The 15693-nt window shown below is 70.0% G+C and carries 16 protein-coding genes; 6 read left to right on the top strand and 10 right to left on the bottom strand.

Translation table 11 applies throughout. The annotated features are described in order from the left end of the window. Positions 1 to 5 precede the first annotated feature (5 nt). Positions 6 to 248 (top strand): RNA-binding protein, encoded by a 243-nt coding sequence (locus AB4120_RS10810; protein ID WP_149136588.1) that lies wholly within the window; start codon positions 6 to 8, stop codon positions 246 to 248. 85 nt (positions 249 to 333) lie between these two features. Continuing rightward, positions 334 to 1140, top strand: coding sequence for a TOBE domain-containing protein (locus AB4120_RS10805; protein ID WP_149136587.1), 807 nt, complete (start codon positions 334 to 336; stop codon positions 1138 to 1140). On the opposite strand, the gene AB4120_RS10800 is transcribed toward AB4120_RS10805, so the two are convergent. The 3 genes from AB4120_RS10800 to modA are packed head-to-tail and all read right to left on the bottom strand — an operon-like array spanning position 1141 to position 3388. Beyond that, positions 1141 to 1866, bottom strand: a complete 726-nt coding sequence (locus AB4120_RS10800) for an ATP-binding cassette domain-containing protein (RefSeq protein ID WP_149136586.1) — start codon at positions 1864 to 1866, stop codon at positions 1141 to 1143. Positions 1867 to 1879: 13 nt separating this feature from the next. Next, entirely contained in the window at positions 1880 to 2596 is a 717-nt protein-coding gene (gene modB / locus AB4120_RS10795; RefSeq protein ID WP_441642223.1) for a molybdate ABC transporter permease subunit, read from the bottom strand. Positions 2597 to 2629: 33 nt separating this feature from the next. Further along, entirely contained in the window at positions 2630 to 3388 is a 759-nt protein-coding gene (gene modA, locus AB4120_RS10790; RefSeq protein ID WP_149136585.1) for a molybdate ABC transporter substrate-binding protein, read from the bottom strand. Positions 3389 to 3630: 242 nt separating this feature from the next. Here modA and AB4120_RS10785 point away from each other — a divergent pair, with 242 nt between their 5' ends. From AB4120_RS10785 to AB4120_RS10775, 3 genes are read left to right on the top strand one after another with little or no spacing between them, the layout of a single operon-like run. After that, positions 3631 to 5718 carry a bifunctional 2',3'-cyclic-nucleotide 2'-phosphodiesterase/3'-nucleotidase gene (locus tag AB4120_RS10785; protein ID WP_441642222.1) on the top strand — a complete coding sequence of 696 codons (2088 nt, stop codon included), beginning with the start codon at positions 3631 to 3633 and terminating at the stop codon, positions 5716 to 5718. Further along, entirely contained in the window at positions 5718 to 6569 is an 852-nt protein-coding gene (locus AB4120_RS10780; RefSeq protein ID WP_441642221.1) for a tetratricopeptide repeat protein, read from the top strand. The genes AB4120_RS10785 and AB4120_RS10780 overlap by 1 nt, the downstream gene beginning before the upstream one ends. Before the next feature lie 58 nt (positions 6570 to 6627). Then, the gene (locus tag AB4120_RS10775) at positions 6628 to 7179 is read left to right on the top strand and encodes a nucleoside 2-deoxyribosyltransferase (protein ID WP_149136583.1); all 552 of its coding nucleotides are present in this window, start codon (positions 6628 to 6630) and stop codon (positions 7177 to 7179) included. 14 nt (positions 7180 to 7193) lie between these two features. Here AB4120_RS10775 and AB4120_RS10770 read toward each other — a convergent pair whose 3' ends face one another. The 6 genes from AB4120_RS10770 to AB4120_RS10745 all read right to left on the bottom strand — a co-directional run bounded on the left by AB4120_RS10770 (position 7194) and on the right by AB4120_RS10745 (position 13259). Continuing rightward, positions 7194 to 7799, bottom strand: a complete 606-nt coding sequence (locus AB4120_RS10770; RefSeq protein WP_149136582.1) for a PqiC family protein — start codon at positions 7797 to 7799, stop codon at positions 7194 to 7196. Next, positions 7796 to 9460 (bottom strand): PqiB family protein, encoded by a 1665-nt coding sequence (locus AB4120_RS10765; protein ID WP_149136581.1) that lies wholly within the window; start codon positions 9458 to 9460, stop codon positions 7796 to 7798. The genes AB4120_RS10770 and AB4120_RS10765 overlap by 4 nt, the downstream gene beginning before the upstream one ends. Next, positions 9447 to 10226 carry a paraquat-inducible protein A gene (locus tag AB4120_RS10760; RefSeq protein ID WP_144197364.1) on the bottom strand — a complete coding sequence of 260 codons (780 nt, stop codon included), beginning with the start codon at positions 10224 to 10226 and terminating at the stop codon, positions 9447 to 9449. Before AB4120_RS10760 ends, AB4120_RS10765 begins: the two co-directional genes overlap by 14 nt. Continuing rightward, entirely contained in the window at positions 10223 to 10903 is a 681-nt protein-coding gene (locus AB4120_RS10755) for a paraquat-inducible protein A (protein WP_149136579.1), read from the bottom strand. The genes AB4120_RS10760 and AB4120_RS10755 overlap by 4 nt, the downstream gene beginning before the upstream one ends. Beyond that, positions 10900 to 12003, bottom strand: a complete 1104-nt coding sequence (locus AB4120_RS10750; protein WP_149136578.1) for an AI-2E family transporter — start codon at positions 12001 to 12003, stop codon at positions 10900 to 10902. Before AB4120_RS10750 ends, AB4120_RS10755 begins: the two co-directional genes overlap by 4 nt. A 116-nt stretch (positions 12004 to 12119) precedes the next feature. Further along, complete coding sequence (locus tag AB4120_RS10745) at positions 12120 to 13259, bottom strand: HPP family protein (RefSeq protein ID WP_441642220.1); 1140 nt, start codon at positions 13257 to 13259, stop codon at positions 12120 to 12122. Between the two features lie 106 nt (positions 13260 to 13365). On the opposite strand from AB4120_RS10745, the gene AB4120_RS10740 reads away from it, so the two are divergent. After that, complete coding sequence (locus AB4120_RS10740) at positions 13366 to 15210, top strand: chloride channel protein (protein ID WP_149136576.1); 1845 nt, start codon at positions 13366 to 13368, stop codon at positions 15208 to 15210. Here the strand turns inward: AB4120_RS10740 and AB4120_RS10735 are convergent. Further along, entirely contained in the window at positions 15198 to 15620 is a 423-nt protein-coding gene (locus AB4120_RS10735; protein WP_144197369.1) for an Lrp/AsnC family transcriptional regulator, read from the bottom strand. The two genes, AB4120_RS10740 and AB4120_RS10735, sit on opposite strands and share 13 nt — an antisense overlap. Positions 15621 to 15693 lie beyond the last annotated feature (73 nt).

Here is a 15693-nt window from a genome sequence, read left to right as displayed (position 1 = left end):
CTGCAATGCAGGTACTGATCCGTGGGCTGCATCGGGATGTGACCGAGGACATGCTGCGGGACAAGCTCAAGGGTTACGCGCCCGTGAACTCGGTGGAACTGGTGCGCGAGGGCGATCCCAACCACCCGTGGGCCTGGGTGGACCTGGCGGTGGACCCGTTCACCGCATGGCGCCTGCTGCGCCAGTTCGACAAGCAATACTTCGCCGGCAGCGTGATGCGCTGGTACATCCCCGCGTACCAGAGCTGAGAAGGATGGCGGGGAGAGCAGGGAGGTCGCCGGTGGGGCCGCTTCGCAGTACCATAGCCGCACCTCGGCAACCGTACACCTCCACATGCTAGAACTCCAAGGCGCCATCTGGTTTCGCGCCGGCACGCAGGACTGGGGCGGACGCGACCGCATCGCGCTGCTGGCCGCGATTGGCGAGCACGGCTCGATCACTGCCGCCGCGCGTGCCGTGGGCCTCAGCTACAAGGCCGCGTGGGACGCCATCGACGCCATGAACAACAGCGCCGGCGAGCCGCTGGTCTCGCGCGCCGCCGGCGGCAAGGGCGGCGGCGGCACGCGGCTGACCGAGCGCGCCGAGCGGCTGATCCGCACCTATCGGGCGATGGAGACCGAGCACGCGCGCTTCGTCGCTTATCTCGACAAGCTGGGCGGGGCGCTCTCCGAAGCCGATCCCGATGACATCCACCTGATGAGGCGCCTCATGATCCAGACCAGTGCGCGTAACAAGCTGTTTGGCCGCGTGGCCGCTGTGCGCGGCGGGGCGGTCAATGACGAGGTGACGCTGACGCTCGCGGGCGGCCAGCAGGTGGTGGCGACGATCACCCACGAGAGCGTGGAGACGCTGGGCCTGGCGCCTGGCACCGAGGCGTTTGCGCTGGTCAAGGCCTCGTCGGTGCTGATCGGGCTGCCCGATCCGGGCATGCGGCTGTCCGCGCGCAACCAGCTGCCGGGCGTGGTGGCGCGCGTGGTGCCGGGTGCGGTGAATGCCGAGATCGTGCTCGACCTCGACGGCGGCGGCACCGTGGCGGCCATCATCACCCATGGCTCGCTGGCCGACCTGGGGCTGAAGGAAGGCAGCCGCGCCCTGGCGATCTTCAAGGCCTCCAGCGTGATCCTCGGGACGATGGCCTGACTAGATGGCGTGCGCCGGCTGCTGCGGGGCGTAGACCGGTGGATGCTGGCGCCCGCGCCCGCCGCCGTGAATGTGGCCGTCGCGGATCTCCAGCACATGGTCGCCCAGCACCTCCACGTCCTTCGGGTCGTGCGAGATGACGACCATCGGCACGTCCAGGCTTTCCTGCAGGGCGCGCAGCTCGGCGCGCATGCGCGTGCGCAGCGCGGGGTCCAGCGCCGAGAACGGCTCGTCCAGCAGCACGATGTCCGGCTGCGCCACCAGCGCGCGCGCCAGTGCCACGCGCTGCTTCTGTCCCCCCGAAATCTGGATCGGATACTGGTTGACGATCTCGCGCAGCCCGAATGCATCGACCCAGCGCGCGGCCTCGGGCGGCAGCGCGCGGCGCGCCGGGTTGCGCCAGCCCTTGCTGAGGCCGAACGCAATGTTCTGGGCCACGGTCAGGTGCGGAAACAGCGCGTAGTCCTGGAACAGGTAGGCCACGCGGCGCTCCTGCGGGCGCACATCCACGCCGGTCTCGCTGTCGAACAGGATGCGGCCGTTCAGGACGATGCGGCCGCTGTCGGGGGCCAGCAGCCCGGCAATCGCGCGCAGCGTCAGGCTCTTGCCGGCGCCGGAGGGGCCGAACATGGCGATGCGCCGGCTGTCGGAATCGAAGTCGATGTCGAGCGCGAACTGGCGGTCGGCCGTGACAATGCGCTTGCGGATGGTGACGTGCATGCTCATGGCGATCTCACCGTCAGCGCGTGGCCGGGCCGCGCCGGAAGCGGCGCCGCTCGTAACTGTCGCCAATGCCGCGCGCGGCCGGCGGCACGAGCCGGCCGGCAATCACCAGCAGCAGCACGCAGGTGACCGACGTCACCAGCACCAGCAGGTTGGCGGTGTTGTCGTCGCCGGCCTGCACCGCCTCGTAGATGGCCACGGACAGCGTCTGGGTACGGCCCGGCAGGTTGCCGGCGATCATCAGCGTGGCGCCGAACTCGCCCAGCGCGCGCGCGAAGGCCAGCAGCACGCCGGCCACGATGCCCCGCAATGCCAGCGGCAGCGTGACACGGAAGAAAATGCCGGTCTCGGAGACGCCCAGCACCCGCGCGGCGTTTTCGAGCTGGTGATCCACCCCCTCGAAAGCGGCCCGCGCGGACTTCAGCACGAGCGGGAACGCCACCACCGTGGAGGCCAGCACCGCGCCCTGCCAGGTGAAGACCAGCGTGATGCCGATGGATTCGAGCCACGCGCCGAACACGCCCCGCCGGCCCACCAGCACCAGCAGGTAGTAGCCGAGTACGGTGGGCGGCAGCACCAGCGGCAGGGTCAGGATCGCGTCGACGAGATCCCGCGCCGACGAGCGCCAGCGCGCGATGCCATACGCCGCCGCCACGCCCAGCACGGCGTTGAGCAGCGTGGCCCAGCCCGCTACCTTGAGCGAGAGCAGCAGCGGGGTCCAGATGCCGTCCATGTCGATGTGGGATGTGGGATGTGGGGCAGGGGCTTACGGCTTCTGGAAGCCGTACTTCGCCAGCACGGCCTGCCCATCCGGCGACAGCACGTACTGCACGAAGCTGGCGGCCTGCGCCGGCTGCCGGGTCTGCGTGGTGAGGGCGATGGGGTAGGTCGCCGGCGTGCGGTTCGGCACGCGCACGGCCACCTTCACCTTGTCCGGCATGACGGCGGCGTCCGTGGCAAACACGAAGCCGGCGTCCACCTCGCCGCGCGCCACGTAATCCAGGCTCTGGCGCACGTTCTGCGCCGGCACGCCCTTGGCGGAAACGACTTCCCAGAGGTTCTCGGCCTCCAGCGCGCCCTTGGTGTAGCGGCCCACCGGCACCGACGACGGATTGCCATAGGCCACGCGCTTCACGTCCGTACGGGTCAGGTCGCGCAGTGCGCCAATCCCCAGCTTGCTGTCGGCCGGCACGATCAGCACCACCTGGTTGGCGGCGAAATCCTTGCGCGAGGCCGGCTGGATCACCTTCTCGGCTTCGGCGCGGTTCATCGCGTCCTGGTCGGCGGAGGCAAATACGTCCGCCGGCGCGCCGCGCACGATCTGCTGCATCAGCACGTCCGAGGCGCCGAAGTTCAGGACGATCTTGGTGTCCGGGTGCCCCTTCTCATACTGCTCGGCCAGCGTCTTGAACGCGTTGGTCAGGCTGGCGGCAGCCGACACCACGAGGTCGGCGGCGAACGCGGAAGGCGCGGCGCCAAAGATCAGGGCGGCGGCTAAGACGGTGCGGCGGAGGAACGGTGTCATAAGAGATGGCTAGATCGCCTGGACGGCACAGGCGCAATATAAGTTGCTATATAGCGCTGCGTCAATCCGCCGGCCGTATAGCCGGCTTCATCCGAATCGAATAGTCCTGTCGGTGTTTATGTGTCTTAAACAGCACAATTAAACGCGAGCGGCGGCTGTCACAGCGTTGACGCCTTGGCTCCCCAAAATCCCCAGCGCAGCAGCAAACAACAAAAAACAACGCGAAAAGGGAATCCGAGACCATGTCACAGCGCATCTCCCCTCTGCAGTCCGCCGCCCTCGCGGCGCTCCTGGCCGGCACGGTGGCCTTGGTGGCCGCGTGCGGCGCCGATGACGATACCCCGGCCTCCGGCGGCGGCAATGGCGGCAATGGCGGCACCCCGGCGGCAACGGTGCCGGCCGGCACCAAGGCCACGCTGGCGCTGCTGGAAACCACCGACCTCCACACCAACGTCCGCAGCTACGACTATTTCAAGCTGGCCGATGACCCATCGCTCGGCTTCGAGCGTGTGGCCACGTTGATCAAGGCGGCCCGCCAGGAATTCCCGAACAGCCTGCTGCTGGACAACGGCGACACCATCCAGGGCACCGCGCTGTCCGACTACCAGGCGCTGGTGAAGCCCGTGGCCTGCAGCGAGACGCTGGCGATGTACAAGGTGATGAACGACGCCGGCTACGACGGCGGCGGCATCGGCAACCACGAGTTCAACTACGGCCTGCCGTACCTGAGCCAGGTCACGGGCAGCCGCTTCAATGTCGATGGCCTGCCCGAGCCGGGCACGCAGACGGTCTGCGCCGGGCCGAAGTTTCCGCAGGTGCTGGCCAACGTCTACAGCGTGAAGACCCGCGCGCCGCTGTTCCAGCCCTATGCGATCCTGACCAAGACCGTCACCGCCACCGGCCCGGACGGCAAGCCGGTCACCGCGCCGCTCAAGGTCGGCATCATCGGCTTCGCGCCGCCGGCCATCCTGAGCTGGGACAAGCGCTGGCTCGACGGCAAGGTCTATACCGAGGGCGCGGTGGAAACCGCCCAGAAGTACATCCCCGAGATGCGCGCCAAGGGCGCAGACCTGATCGTGGTGATCTCCCACGGCGGGCTGGACGCCTCCACCTACTCGCCGGACATGGAGAACGGCAGCTACCACCTGTCGAAGGTGGCGGGCGTGGATGCCATGCTGATCGGCCACTCGCACCAGGTCTTCCCGGACGCCACCAGCACCGTGCCGCAGTTCAACCTGCCGGGCGTGGACAAGGTCCGCGGCACGGTCAACGGCGTGCCGACCGTGATGGCCAACTACTGGGGCAAGCACCTGGGCGTGATCCACCTCGCGCTGGCCTATGACGGCAGCAAGTGGTCAGTGGACCGCGCCGCCACCACGGTCCAGGCGCGCTCGATCCAGAACGCCGACAAGAGCTACGTGGCAGCGGATGCCACCGTGGCAGCCGCCATCGACACCGAGCACCAGGCCACCATCCAGTACGTGAAGACGCCGATCGGCGCCACGAACTACCGCATGTCGAGCTACTTTGCCGATGTGGGCGACCCCGGCGCCATCCAGATCGTCAACATGGCCCAGGCGCAGTACGTCAAGGACTACCTCACCGCCAACCAGCCCGCGCTGGCCAGCCTGCCGGTGCTGTCGGTCTCCGCGCCGTTCAAGAGCGGCTTCGGCGGCGGCAGCGACTACACCGACGTCTCCGCCGGCAACCTGGCGATCAACAACGCGGCCGACCTGTACCTGTATCCGAACACGGTCTACGCGGTGAAGGTGAATGGCGACGAGGTCAAGGCGTGGCTGGAGACGGCCGCCAAGCGTTTCAACCAGATCAACCCGGCGCTGGCCACGGACCAGCAGTTGATCAGCAGCTTCCCGGGCTACAACTTCGACATGTTCACCTCGACGGACATGCAGTACGAGATCGACGTCACCCAGCCGGTGGGCAGCCGCATCAAGAACCTGACCTACCAGGGCGCGCCGGTCACGGCGGCCATGTCGTTCATCGTCGCCACCAACAACTACCGCGCCAGCGGCGGCGGCAACTTCCCGGGGCTGGACGGCACGAAGACTGTGTATGCGTCGCCGGACGCCAACCGCGACGTGCTGATCGCCTACATCAAGAACGCGGCGAATGTGACGCGTGCGGCGCACGGCAGCGCGCGTAGCTGGCGCTTCACACCCGTGGCGACGGCCGGCAAGGTGGTGTTCAGCTCGGGCGTGGGTATGCTCCAGCAGGCGGTGGATGCGGGCCTGACCAATATCACGCTCGACAAGGCCGACGATGGCTCGAACAAGAACCTGTCGCAGTACAAGATCGACCTGAGCCTGTGATGCGCGCCGCTACCGTTACCGCCACCACCACTGCTGCCACCGCCGCTACCGCCACGTTCCCGTCCGCCTTCCGGCGCCGCCGGGCTCATCCGCTGTTCGCCGCCGCGCTGGTGGCGGTGACGGTGGCCGCAGCCGGCGTGGCCGGTGCCGCCGCGTGGCGCCACCATGCCGAAGCGCGCCAGGCCGAGCTGGCCCAATGGCAGCGGATGGCCAGCACGGCGGCTGATGCCGACGCGCTGTCGCGGCTGGCCCGGGCGGCGGATGCCGGCGAGACCGCCGCCCGCGCGGCGCTGGGCGAGACGCTGCTGGCCCGGCCCGACGCGCTCTCGCGCGCCGACGGCGAGCGCTGGCTGCGCCTGGCCGCCGACAGCGGCAGCGTGCGCGCCCACTTCGTGCTCGGCAAGGCGGCGATGCTGGGGCAACTGCTGGGGCAACTGTCGGTGCGCCAGCCGGACCTCCCGCGCGCCTGGACCCACCTCGAAGCCGCCGCCCGCGCCGGCGATGCGGGCGCCGCCTACTACCTCGGCCTGCTGTGCCGGGGCGGCTATGGCCGCGCGCCGGACGCCCCGGCAGCCGTGCGCTGGCTCACCGTGGCGGCCGAGGGCGGCGTGGCGCCGGCCATGTTCCTGCTGGCCAATGCCTACCGCGAAGGGGCGGGCGTGCCGCGCGACGACGCCCGCGCCGTGGACTGGTACGAAGCCGCCGCCGAGCGCGAGCATCCGGCGGCCCTCCAGGCCCTGGCCATGGCCTACCTCAACGGCGAACTGGGCCTGGCGCGCGACGACAAGGCGTACCGGCAACACATGGCCGAGGCGGCGCACGCGCTGCGGCACCCGGCGCTGACGCCCTGAGGTGGCTGGTATCCGGTAAGCTGGCATCCCCACGACGGATGCGCTTGCTCCACGCCCCATGAAATCGATCTATCTCGCCGGATTCGACGTTTTCCGCAAGGACGCGCTCGCCCACGGCGCGCATCTCAAGGCACTGTGCACCCGGCACGGCTACGAAGGGCTGTATCCGCTCGACAAGGCCGCGCCGGCCGGGCTCTCCGGCCCCGACACCGCGCAGTGGATCTACGAGGCCAATCTCGCGCTGATCCGGCGCGCGGACCTTGTCATGGCCAATCTCGATGACTTTCGCGGCCCGGGTGAGCCGGACAGCGGCACGGCGTTCGAAGTGGGTTTCGCGGTGGCGCTCCAGAAGCCGGTGTGGGCCTATTCGGCCGACGCCGGCACGCTGCTGGACCGCGTGCGCGTAGGCACCGATGCCGATGGCGATGCGCTCGATGCGCGCGGCTACGTGGTGGAGGATTTCGGCCTGCCCAAGAACCTGATGCTGGCCTGCAGCGTGCGGCTGGTGGCTGGCGACGCCGAAGCCTGCCTGGCCGCGATAGCCGAGGCGGACCGGCGCCGCGCCGCGCGCCGGGCGCAGGCGCTGGAAGCCGGCGGCCCGGAAGACTGACTAATAGATAAGGATCAGGGCCGCAGCGACTGCACGCCGGCGGCGATGTCGGCGGCGGTGGTCGCCACGATCTGGCGATAGGCGGTGACCATGCCGTCCACCTGACCCGGCGCGGGCAGCTCGGTCTGCGTGCGGCCGCTCAGGACCTTGCCGTCGGGCAGCTTGCGCACGGTCCAGGCGATGGTCGCAGCGGCGCGCTGGCCGAGATCGCCATCGAGCCGCACCACCTCCGTGGTCACGCGGTACACCGGCGTCACTTCCGACAGGCCCTGCTGGTAGGTGTCCACCGCGCCGAGCCGCGCCTGCAACTGCTGCGACAGCGCGTCGCGCAGCTCGTCCGGCAGCGGCGACGACCAGCGCGACAGGTCAAGCAGCTTCAGCCCGCCCTCGCTGCCGTCCGCCACTACCAGCTGGGGCCGGTTCAGCCGCTCGGGCACCCGCACCGGGGCCACTTCGATCCAGAGCGGCGTTGTCGTCGCTGCGGGCGCCGTGGCCTCGCCGTTGGCCAGCGTGTAGTAGCGCGGCTCGGGCGAGGCGCAGCCGGCCAGTACTGCCAGCGCGGCGAGTGCAGCCAACGCAGCCGGCGCCATCCTCTTTTTGTCAGCAGATCGCTTCATCATGGTTTCTCCGCCTTGCCGCGCAGCAGCGCCTCGGGGTGGCGTTCCAGGTAGTCGGTCAGCGCGCGCAGGGACACAGCCGTGCGCGTCAGTTCCTGCAGCATGCGCCGCGTGTCCTGCTGCAGCGGCGCGTCAGACGCCAGCGTGCCGTTGGCCGCCGTCAGCGTGCGGCGCGCGTCCTGCAGCGCGGCCAGCACCTGCGGGGCCACGTCGCCGTTGAGCTGGGCCACGAGCTTGTCGGCGGAGGCCATCATCGCGTTCATCGACGCCATGGCCGTGCGCAGGTCCTGCCCGATCTGGTCGAACGGCACTTTGTCGATCCGGTTGACGATATCGCCCAGCTTGGCCTGCAGCGCGTCGAAGGTGCCCGGCGTGGTCGGCAGCTCCGGCATCGCCCCTTCGAGGTTGATGTCGGTCGGCGGCGGCGCCTTCGGGAAGAAGTCGAGCGCCACGTAGAGCTGGCCGGTGAGCAGGTTGCCGGTGCGCAGCTGCGCGCGCATGCCGCGCTTGACCAGCCCCTGCACGATGGCGCGCTTGCGCTCCTCGTCGGCCACGTCGCGCTCGCGGAAGCCCATGCGCGACGGATAGAACTCCACCACCACCGGCATGCGGAACGCCTTCTTGTCGCGCACGTATTCGATGCCGATGGAGCGCACCGTGCCCACCACCACGCCGCGGAAGTCCACCGGCGCGCCGGGGGTCAGCCCGCGCACGGACTGGTCGAAGTTGAGCACGGCCAGCGCGGGCGCCAGTTCGTCGGGCTCCTTCATGGCCTCGGTCTGGTCGCCGGCGAGCAGGTATTGCGTGTTCTCGGCGGCGGCGGTGCGGGCCGAGGAGTTGTCCGGCGACTGGAACGCCACGCCGCCCAGCAGCACCGTCACCAGCGACTGCGTGGAGAGCTTGAGCCCGCCCGCATCGAGCTTCAGGTCCACGCCGCTGGCGTGCCAGAAGCGGGTGTCGGCGGTGACCAGCGTGTCGTACGGCTTGTTGACGAACACCCGCAGCGTGATGTCGCGCCCGTTCGGCTCAAGCTGGTAGGCCACCACCTGGCCCACCTGCACGCGGCGGTAGTAGACCGGCGAGCCGATATCGAGCGAGCCCAGGTCCTGCGCGCGCAGCACGAACTGCCGCCCGGAGGCATCGGTGGTGACTACCGGCGGCACCTCCAGCCCGGTGAAGCTGCGCGTGCTGGCCTGCGACTTGCCGGCATCCACGCCGATATAGGCGCCGGACAGCAGCGTCTCCAGCCCGGACACCCCGCTGATGGCAAAGCGCGGCCGCACCACCCAGAAGCGCGTGTCGGCCACGGCGAAGTTCTCGGCATCCTTGGTCAGCTCGATGATCGCCACCACGTGCGAGCGGTCCGGCGCCAGCCGCACGGACTTCACCAGGCCGATATCGACGTCCTTGTAGCGCACGGCGGTCTTGCCCGGCGTCAGGCCCTCGGCGGTGCGGAAGGTCACCGTGATGTCTGGGCCGCGTGAGGCCAGCGTGTTGATCAGCAGCGAGATGCCCACCACGGCGGCGACGATCGGGATCAGCCAGACCAGCGAGGGCAGCCAGCGCGCGGGCTTGCGCCGCGCGGGCTGGGGCAGGCCGCCGGGCGGGGGAGGCGGGGGCGGCGGGGGCGGCAGGGGAGGCGTGGCGTTGTCAGTGTCGGGCATCGTTGGATTCCGGCAATTCGAGTGAGTCCCACAGCAGGCGCGGATCGAAGCTCAGCGACGCCATCATGGTCAGGACGACCACGGCGCCGAAGGCCATCGCGCCGCCGCCGGGGATGATCGTGGCGAGCGCGCCGGCGCGCACCAGCGAGGCGAGCAGCGCCACCACGAAGATATCGAGCATCGACCAGCGGCCGATGATTTCCACCAGCCAGTACAGCCGGGTCTGCTGGCGGATGCGCCACGACGTGCGCAGGTGTACCGAAACCAGCAGCAGCGTCAGGATCATCATCTTCAGCAGCGGCACGACTATGCTGGCGATCAGCACCACGCCGGCCAGCAGGTGCGAGCCGGACACCCAGAGGTAGATCACGCCCGAGAGGATCGTGTCGCGCTGGGTGCCGAGGATCGACTGCGTGACCATCACCGGCAGCAGGTTGGCGGGGATATAGAGAATATAGGCGGCCAGCAGGAAAGCCCAGGTGCGCGCCAGGCTGGCCGGCTTGCGATGGTGCAGCGTGGCGCCGCAGCGCGGGCAGGGCTCGCCTTCCAGCGTGCGCGGGCTGACCAGATCGCAGGCGTGGCAGGACACCAGCCCGCGCGAGGCGGCCGTGGGCACCTGGGCCAGCGGCGTGCGCTCGTCGTCATCGGTCAGTTCGGCCACCACGTCGGCGGCCATGCGGCGCGAGCGCGCCAGCCGCTCGCGCGCGGCGGCGGTGCGCGAGGCGTGGGTGGGGCGGGGGGGCTGGGGGGGCGCGGCGGGGCTCATGGGCGATGGGTCTCGTCATGGGGCGGCACCTCGTCCGCGCCGGGCGGCTCGAGGTAGTGCCACAGGTCGCGCGGATCGAACGACAGCATCGCCGCCAGCACCACCACCAGCGCGCCGAACGACCACAGCGCCACGCCCGGCAGCACCTGCGCCATGGTGGAGAGCTTCACCAGCGTGACCAGCACGCCGATCATGAACACCTCGATCATGCCCCAGGGCCGGGTCTGGCGGATGCCGCGCACGATGCGGTCGAACCCCGGCGGCATCTGCCGGCGGGCCATCGGCACCAGCAGGTAGCCCATCATCAGCATCTCGGAGAGCGGGAACAGGATGGTGGTGGCGAAGACCAGCAGCGCCACCGGCGCCATCTGGTCCGCGAACAGCGCCTGCACGGCACCGATCAGCGTGGTCTGGGTGCGCACGCCCTTGAGGTCCATCTCCACGATGGGGAAGGCGTTGGAGATCAGGAACAGGATCAGCGCCGTCACCACCAGCGGCAGCAGGCGGCGGTAGGCGCGCGAGCTTTCGCGGTAGAGCGGGCCGCCGCAGCGCAGGCAGGCGGCGCGCTCGCCGGGGGCCAGCGCGGTGCGTTCGTAGAGCGCGTCGCAGTATTCGCAGGCCACCAGCCGGTGCAGGTCCTGCGGGGTGTCGGAAGGAGCGTGCGGCGCCGGCGTCATGCGTCCGGGGTGAGCGTCTTGGGCGGCGCGGCCGTGACGGCGGTCACCGGCGGCCGTTCCTGCGTGCCGATGGTCCAGTCGCGCAGCAGCGCGTAGGCCACCGCCAGCACGGTTGGGCCGATGAACACGCCGAGGAAGCCGAAGGCCAGCGCCCCGCCCAGCACGCCCATCATGATCCAGATCAGCGGCAGGCCGGTGCCCTTGCTGATCAGCAGCGGCTTGACCACGTTGTCCGCCATGCCGACCACGGCGCCGCCCCAGATCACCATGAAGACCGCCCAGCCGGTGTGGCCCGAGTGGTAGAGCCACAGCGCGGCCGGAATCCAGATCAGCGGCGGGCCCATCGGCACCACGGAGAGGAAGAAGGTGATGAAGCCGAGGATGGCAGCGCCGGGCACGCCGGCAATCCAGAAGCCGATAGCGGCCAGCAGGGCCTGGATGAAGGCGGTGCCGAGCACCCCGTAGACCACGCCCTTGACCGTGCTGCCGGCCAGCGCCAGCAGGTGATCGGCACGCTCGCCCGCCACGCGGCGCATGCCGCCGCGCAGCCACTCCACGGCCAGCTCGCCGCCGGTATAGAAGAAGAACGCCAGGACGATGGAGAGCGCCAGCTGGCCCAGCCCGGCGCCAATCGACAAGCCCGCGCCCAGCAGCACATGGCCGACCGGCGCGATCAGCTTGCGCAGGTTGGCCACCATCTCGGAGTCGGCGGTGATGACCTGGTTCCACGCACTGGAGAGCTGGCTGCCGACGAACGGCAGGCTGCTGAGCCATTCGGGCAGTTGCGGAATGCCGTGTTCGGTGTAGCGCTCGACCAGCGCCTGGAGATCGTCCAGATGGGCGGAGAAGCTGGCGCCGGCATAGACGAACGGGCCGAGCACGATAACCGTGGAAATCAGCACGCAGATCAGGGCGGCGATGCCGCGTCGGTTGCCGAGCCAGCGCGTGAGTACGGTGTAGGGGTACCAGGAGGCGTAGGCGAGGATGGCGCCCCACAGCAGCGCGGTGGCAAACGGGGCCAGCACCAGCAGCGAGCCGCCGATCAGCACGATCAGCGCAAAGACGGCGGCGAGCTTTTCAATCAATTGTCCGGAACTCATCGGGCAGATCTCCAGGGGCGCCGTGTGACGGAAACGCCGTAAGCATAGCGGAAATCGATGACAGCGCCGCCGGGGGGCGCTGGCCTGGATGAGTGTAATAGGACGTCAGCCCGCCATCACGACTCCGTGACCCCTCGGCGCAGCAGCGCGGCTACGAGATCGGATTGCGTGACTATGCCGACCACGCAGCGGTTGTCGTCGATCACGGGCACGTGGTGCAGCCCGCCGTCGGAGAACGCCCGGCCCAGCTCCACGATGGGCTGGTCCGGGCGCGCCGTGACCACCGCGCGGGTCATCAGGTCGCGCACGGTGCCGTTCACGCGGCGCGAGTGCATGCGCTGGGCGCGGAAGAAGTCACTCTGGGTGAGGATGCCGAGCAGGCGGCGGCGGCCATCCACCACCGGGAGCGCCTTGATGTGATGGCGCGCCAGCAGCGCGGCGGCGTCCGCGGCGGCCTGGCCGGGGCGCACGGCCACCACGTCGCGCGACATGATGTCCCCGCACGACACATCGCCAAAGCGGCGCCGGTAGGCGCGCAGCTCCGCCTCCACGATGATCGCCTCGAGATCGTCTTCCTCGATGTCCAGGAACTCGCCGCGCGCGGCCAGCACCGCGTCCAGGTCGGCGCGCGTCACGCCCACGCGCTGGCTCGGCGGCACGTCGCGGGTGTGGTGCTGCGTGGCGGCCTCGGGCGGCCGGTGCGGATAGCGCCGCCGGGCGAAGTTGTTGAAGGCGAGCGCGGTCAGCAGCAGCAGCATCGAATTGATGGCCACCGGCATCACCACGAAGCCGAAGCCCTGCGCCTGCACGGCCGGGCCGCCGAGCACCGCTGTGACGGCTACGGCACCGCTGGGCGGGTGCACACAGTGCAGCTGGAACATCAGGGCGATGGCGACCGCCACGGCCACGCCCGCCGCCAGCCCGGGGTCCGGAATCCAGCGCGCGCAGGCCACGCCCACCGTGGCGGCCACCAGATTGCCGCCGATGATCGACCACGGCTGGGCCAGCGGGCTGGCCGGCACGGCGAACAGCAGCACGGCCGACGCGCCCATCGGGGCGATGAACCACGGATTGAAGCCCTGCAGGAAGCGGCGGCAGATCCACTCGGTGAGGAACAGGCCGATCAGCGCGCCAAGGCAGCTTTTCAGGCGCTCGCCACGGCTGGCGGCGATCGGCATCGGCGCGAAAGTGCGCAGCCAGGCACGTGCCTCGGTAACGGGATGGGAGGGTTGGGAAGAGTCGAATTCGGCGGGCATCGAAATCGGGGGCAGGGGCGCTCAGGATGCGGGGGTCCGCAAATATATCATGGCATGATATATTGCGCCGGCCTCCGGACTGCCCACCCCTGCCCCCAACCCGATTATGCCTCTCTCATCACATTCCGGCCCCGCCGCGTTCGAGAAGCGCGACTACGCCGCCAACGGCCGCCTGCCCATGCTGGCCGGCATCGCGCTGGCGATCGGCGCGGTCAGCACCGGCGCCGCCTTCGTGCTGGTCAACCTGATCCGCTTCTTCACCAATCTGTTCTTCTTCCAGACGATCTCCTTCGCGGAGCGCTCGCCGGCCAGCCACGCGCTGGGCGCCTGGGTGATCGTCGTGCCGGTCATCGGCGGGCTCATCGTCGGCCTGATGGCGCGCTACGGCAGCGACAAGATCCGGGGCCACGGCATCCCCGAGGCGATCGAGGCGGTGCTGTTCGGCAAGAGCCGCATGTCGCCGAAGGTGGCCGTGCTCAAGCCGCTGTCGTCCGGCATCGTGATTGGCAGCGGCGGGCCGTTCGGGGCCGAGGGGCCGATCATCATGACCGGCGGCTCCATCGCCTCGCTGCTGGCCCAGTACCTGCACCTGACCGCCGCCGAGCGCAAGACGCTGCTGGTGGCGGGCGCCTGCGCCGGCATGACGGCGATCTTCGGCACGCCGGTGGCCGCGGTGCTGCTGGCCATCGAGCTGCTGTTGTTCGAGCTGCGCCCGCGCAGTCTGCTGCCGGTGGCGCTGGCCTGCGCCGTGGCGGGCTTCCTGCGGCCGTTCGTGTTCGAGGCTGGCCCGCTGTTCCCGCTCCAGACCGCGCCGGCCAGCACGCTGGCGCTGGGCTCGTGCGTGCTGGCCGGGCTGCTGTGCGGCGTGCTCGGCGCCGGGCTGACGCTGGCGCTCTATCGCACCGAGGACGCGTTCGGCAAGTTGCGGCTGCACTGGATGTGGTGGCCGGCCATCGGCGGTCTGGTGGTGGGCATTGGCGGCTATTTCGAGCCGCGCGCGCTGGGCGTGGGCTATGACGTGATCGGCGACCTGCTCAACAACCGCCTCGCGCTGGAGGTGGCCGTGGCGCTGCTGGCCGTCAAGGCCGTGATCTGGATTGCCGCGCTGGGCTCGGGCACCTCGGGTGGCGTGCTGGCGCCGCTGCTGATGCTGGGCGCCGGGCTGGGCGTGGTGCTGGCGCCGGTGCTGCCGGGCGGCTCGCCGGCGCTCTGGGCGCTGGTCTGCATGGCCGGGGTGCTGGGCAGCGTGCTGGGCGCGCCGCTGACTGCCATCGTGTTCGCCTTCGGCCTCACGCATGACAGCGAGGCGCTGCTGCCGCTGCTGCTGACTACGGCGGTGGCCTACGGCTTCTCGGTGCTGACCATGAAGCGGTCGATCATGACCGAAAAGATCGCCCGGCGCGGGCTTCATATCTATCGGGAGTACGGCGTGGACCCGCTCGAACGCGCGCACGTGGACGAGCTGATGACGCGCGAGGTGGTGACCATCGACGCCGACCTGCCGGTGGCCGACGCGCTGCCGCGCTACTTTGGCGATCACACGGCCCAGCGCGCCACCCATCGCGCCTACCCGGTGGTGCGCGCGGGCCGGCTGGTCGGCATGCTCCATCGCACGGCCATCGTCGCGGCCCATGCCGGGGACGCGAGCGACCATGCGGGCCTGCGCTGCGGCGATCTCGTGGCCGGGCAGGGTGATGCCGCGCCCGCCGTGCTGCTGCCCGCGCTGACCGGCCGCGCCGCCGCCGGCCGCATGGCCGAACTGAGCGTGGCGCGCCTGCCGGTGGTGGAGAGCCTGGCGACGATGCGCATCGTCGGCATCGTCTCGCTGCGCGACCTGCTGGCGCCGAGCGGCCATGTGATGCACGAGGAAACCCGCCGCGAGCGGCTGCGCGGGGCGGTGCGCCGGGTCGACCATGCGGGCCATGCGGGCGGGGTGGGTCAGAGCTTGTAGCTCGTCAGCAGGATACTGGTCTCGGTGGCCGAGATCCCCTCGATCAGCCGGATCCGGTCCAGCGTGCGGTCGAACTGCTCCAGCGTATCCGCACGCAGCTCGGCGATGATGTCCCAGCGGCCGTTGGTCGTATGCAGGGTCTGCACATTGGGCTCGCCGCGCAGGGCCTGCAGCACCTGCCGGGCGCGGTTGCCCTCCACGGCCACCGTCATCCAGGCCCGAATGCGGTGCGGCTCGGCCTCGGCCTTCAGCCGCACCGTGTAGCCGACGATCAGTCCTTCCTTCTCCAGTTTGTCGATCCGGTTCTGCACCGTGGCGCGCGAGACGCGCAGCGCCTTGGCCAGCGCCGTCACGGGCGTGCGGGCGTTGTCGCGCAACAGGCTCAACAGTTGCTGGTCGGTGGCGTCCATTGGGGGCTCCTCTGGCGATTTGTCGCCTTATGTTGGCGGATTGTCGAATCGTGCGCGCAATTTGTCCATTTTG

This window comes from Cupriavidus sp. 2KB_3 (assembly GCF_052115685.1).
GTDB classification, from domain to species: Bacteria; Pseudomonadota; Gammaproteobacteria; order Burkholderiales; family Burkholderiaceae; genus Cupriavidus; species Cupriavidus campinensis.
The sequence above is the reverse complement of the archived record's forward strand: the minus strand, read 5'-3'. Positions and strand labels throughout refer to the sequence as shown.

What these genes read in the sequence shown, in the direction of transcription:
- AB4120_RS10755 (WP_149136579.1), bottom strand. Translation starts at nt 10,903, where the DNA reads ATGACGCCGGCGCCGCACGCTCCTTCCGACACCCCGCAGGACCTGCAC.
- AB4120_RS10805 (WP_149136587.1), top strand. Translation starts at nt 334, where the DNA reads ATGCTAGAACTCCAAGGCGCCATCTGGTTTCGCGCCGGCACGCAGGAC.
- AB4120_RS10770 (WP_149136582.1), bottom strand. Translation starts at nt 7,799, where the DNA reads ATGATGAAGCGATCTGCTGACAAAAAGAGGATGGCGCCGGCTGCGTTG.
- modA (WP_149136585.1), bottom strand. Translation starts at nt 3,388, where the DNA reads ATGACACCGTTCCTCCGCCGCACCGTCTTAGCCGCCGCCCTGATCTTT.
- modB (WP_441642223.1), bottom strand. Translation starts at nt 2,596, where the DNA reads ATGGACGGCATCTGGACCCCGCTGCTGCTCTCGCTCAAGGTAGCGGGC.
- AB4120_RS10800 (WP_149136586.1), bottom strand. Translation starts at nt 1,866, where the DNA reads ATGAGCATGCACGTCACCATCCGCAAGCGCATTGTCACGGCCGACCGC.
- AB4120_RS10785 (WP_441642222.1), top strand. Translation starts at nt 3,631, where the DNA reads ATGTCACAGCGCATCTCCCCTCTGCAGTCCGCCGCCCTCGCGGCGCTC.
- AB4120_RS10740 (WP_149136576.1), top strand. Translation starts at nt 13,366, where the DNA reads ATGCCTCTCTCATCACATTCCGGCCCCGCCGCGTTCGAGAAGCGCGAC.
- AB4120_RS10760 (WP_144197364.1), bottom strand. Translation starts at nt 10,226, where the DNA reads ATGAGCCCCGCCGCGCCCCCCCAGCCCCCCCGCCCCACCCACGCCTCG.
- AB4120_RS10735 (WP_144197369.1), bottom strand. Translation starts at nt 15,620, where the DNA reads ATGGACGCCACCGACCAGCAACTGTTGAGCCTGTTGCGCGACAACGCC.
- AB4120_RS10810 (WP_149136588.1), top strand. Translation starts at nt 6, where the DNA reads ATGCAGGTACTGATCCGTGGGCTGCATCGGGATGTGACCGAGGACATG.
- AB4120_RS10780 (WP_441642221.1), top strand. Translation starts at nt 5,718, where the DNA reads ATGCGCGCCGCTACCGTTACCGCCACCACCACTGCTGCCACCGCCGCT.
- AB4120_RS10765 (WP_149136581.1), bottom strand. Translation starts at nt 9,460, where the DNA reads ATGCCCGACACTGACAACGCCACGCCTCCCCTGCCGCCCCCGCCGCCC.
- AB4120_RS10745 (WP_441642220.1), bottom strand. Translation starts at nt 13,259, where the DNA reads ATGCCCGCCGAATTCGACTCTTCCCAACCCTCCCATCCCGTTACCGAG.
- AB4120_RS10775 (WP_149136583.1), top strand. Translation starts at nt 6,628, where the DNA reads ATGAAATCGATCTATCTCGCCGGATTCGACGTTTTCCGCAAGGACGCG.
- AB4120_RS10750 (WP_149136578.1), bottom strand. Translation starts at nt 12,003, where the DNA reads ATGAGTTCCGGACAATTGATTGAAAAGCTCGCCGCCGTCTTTGCGCTG.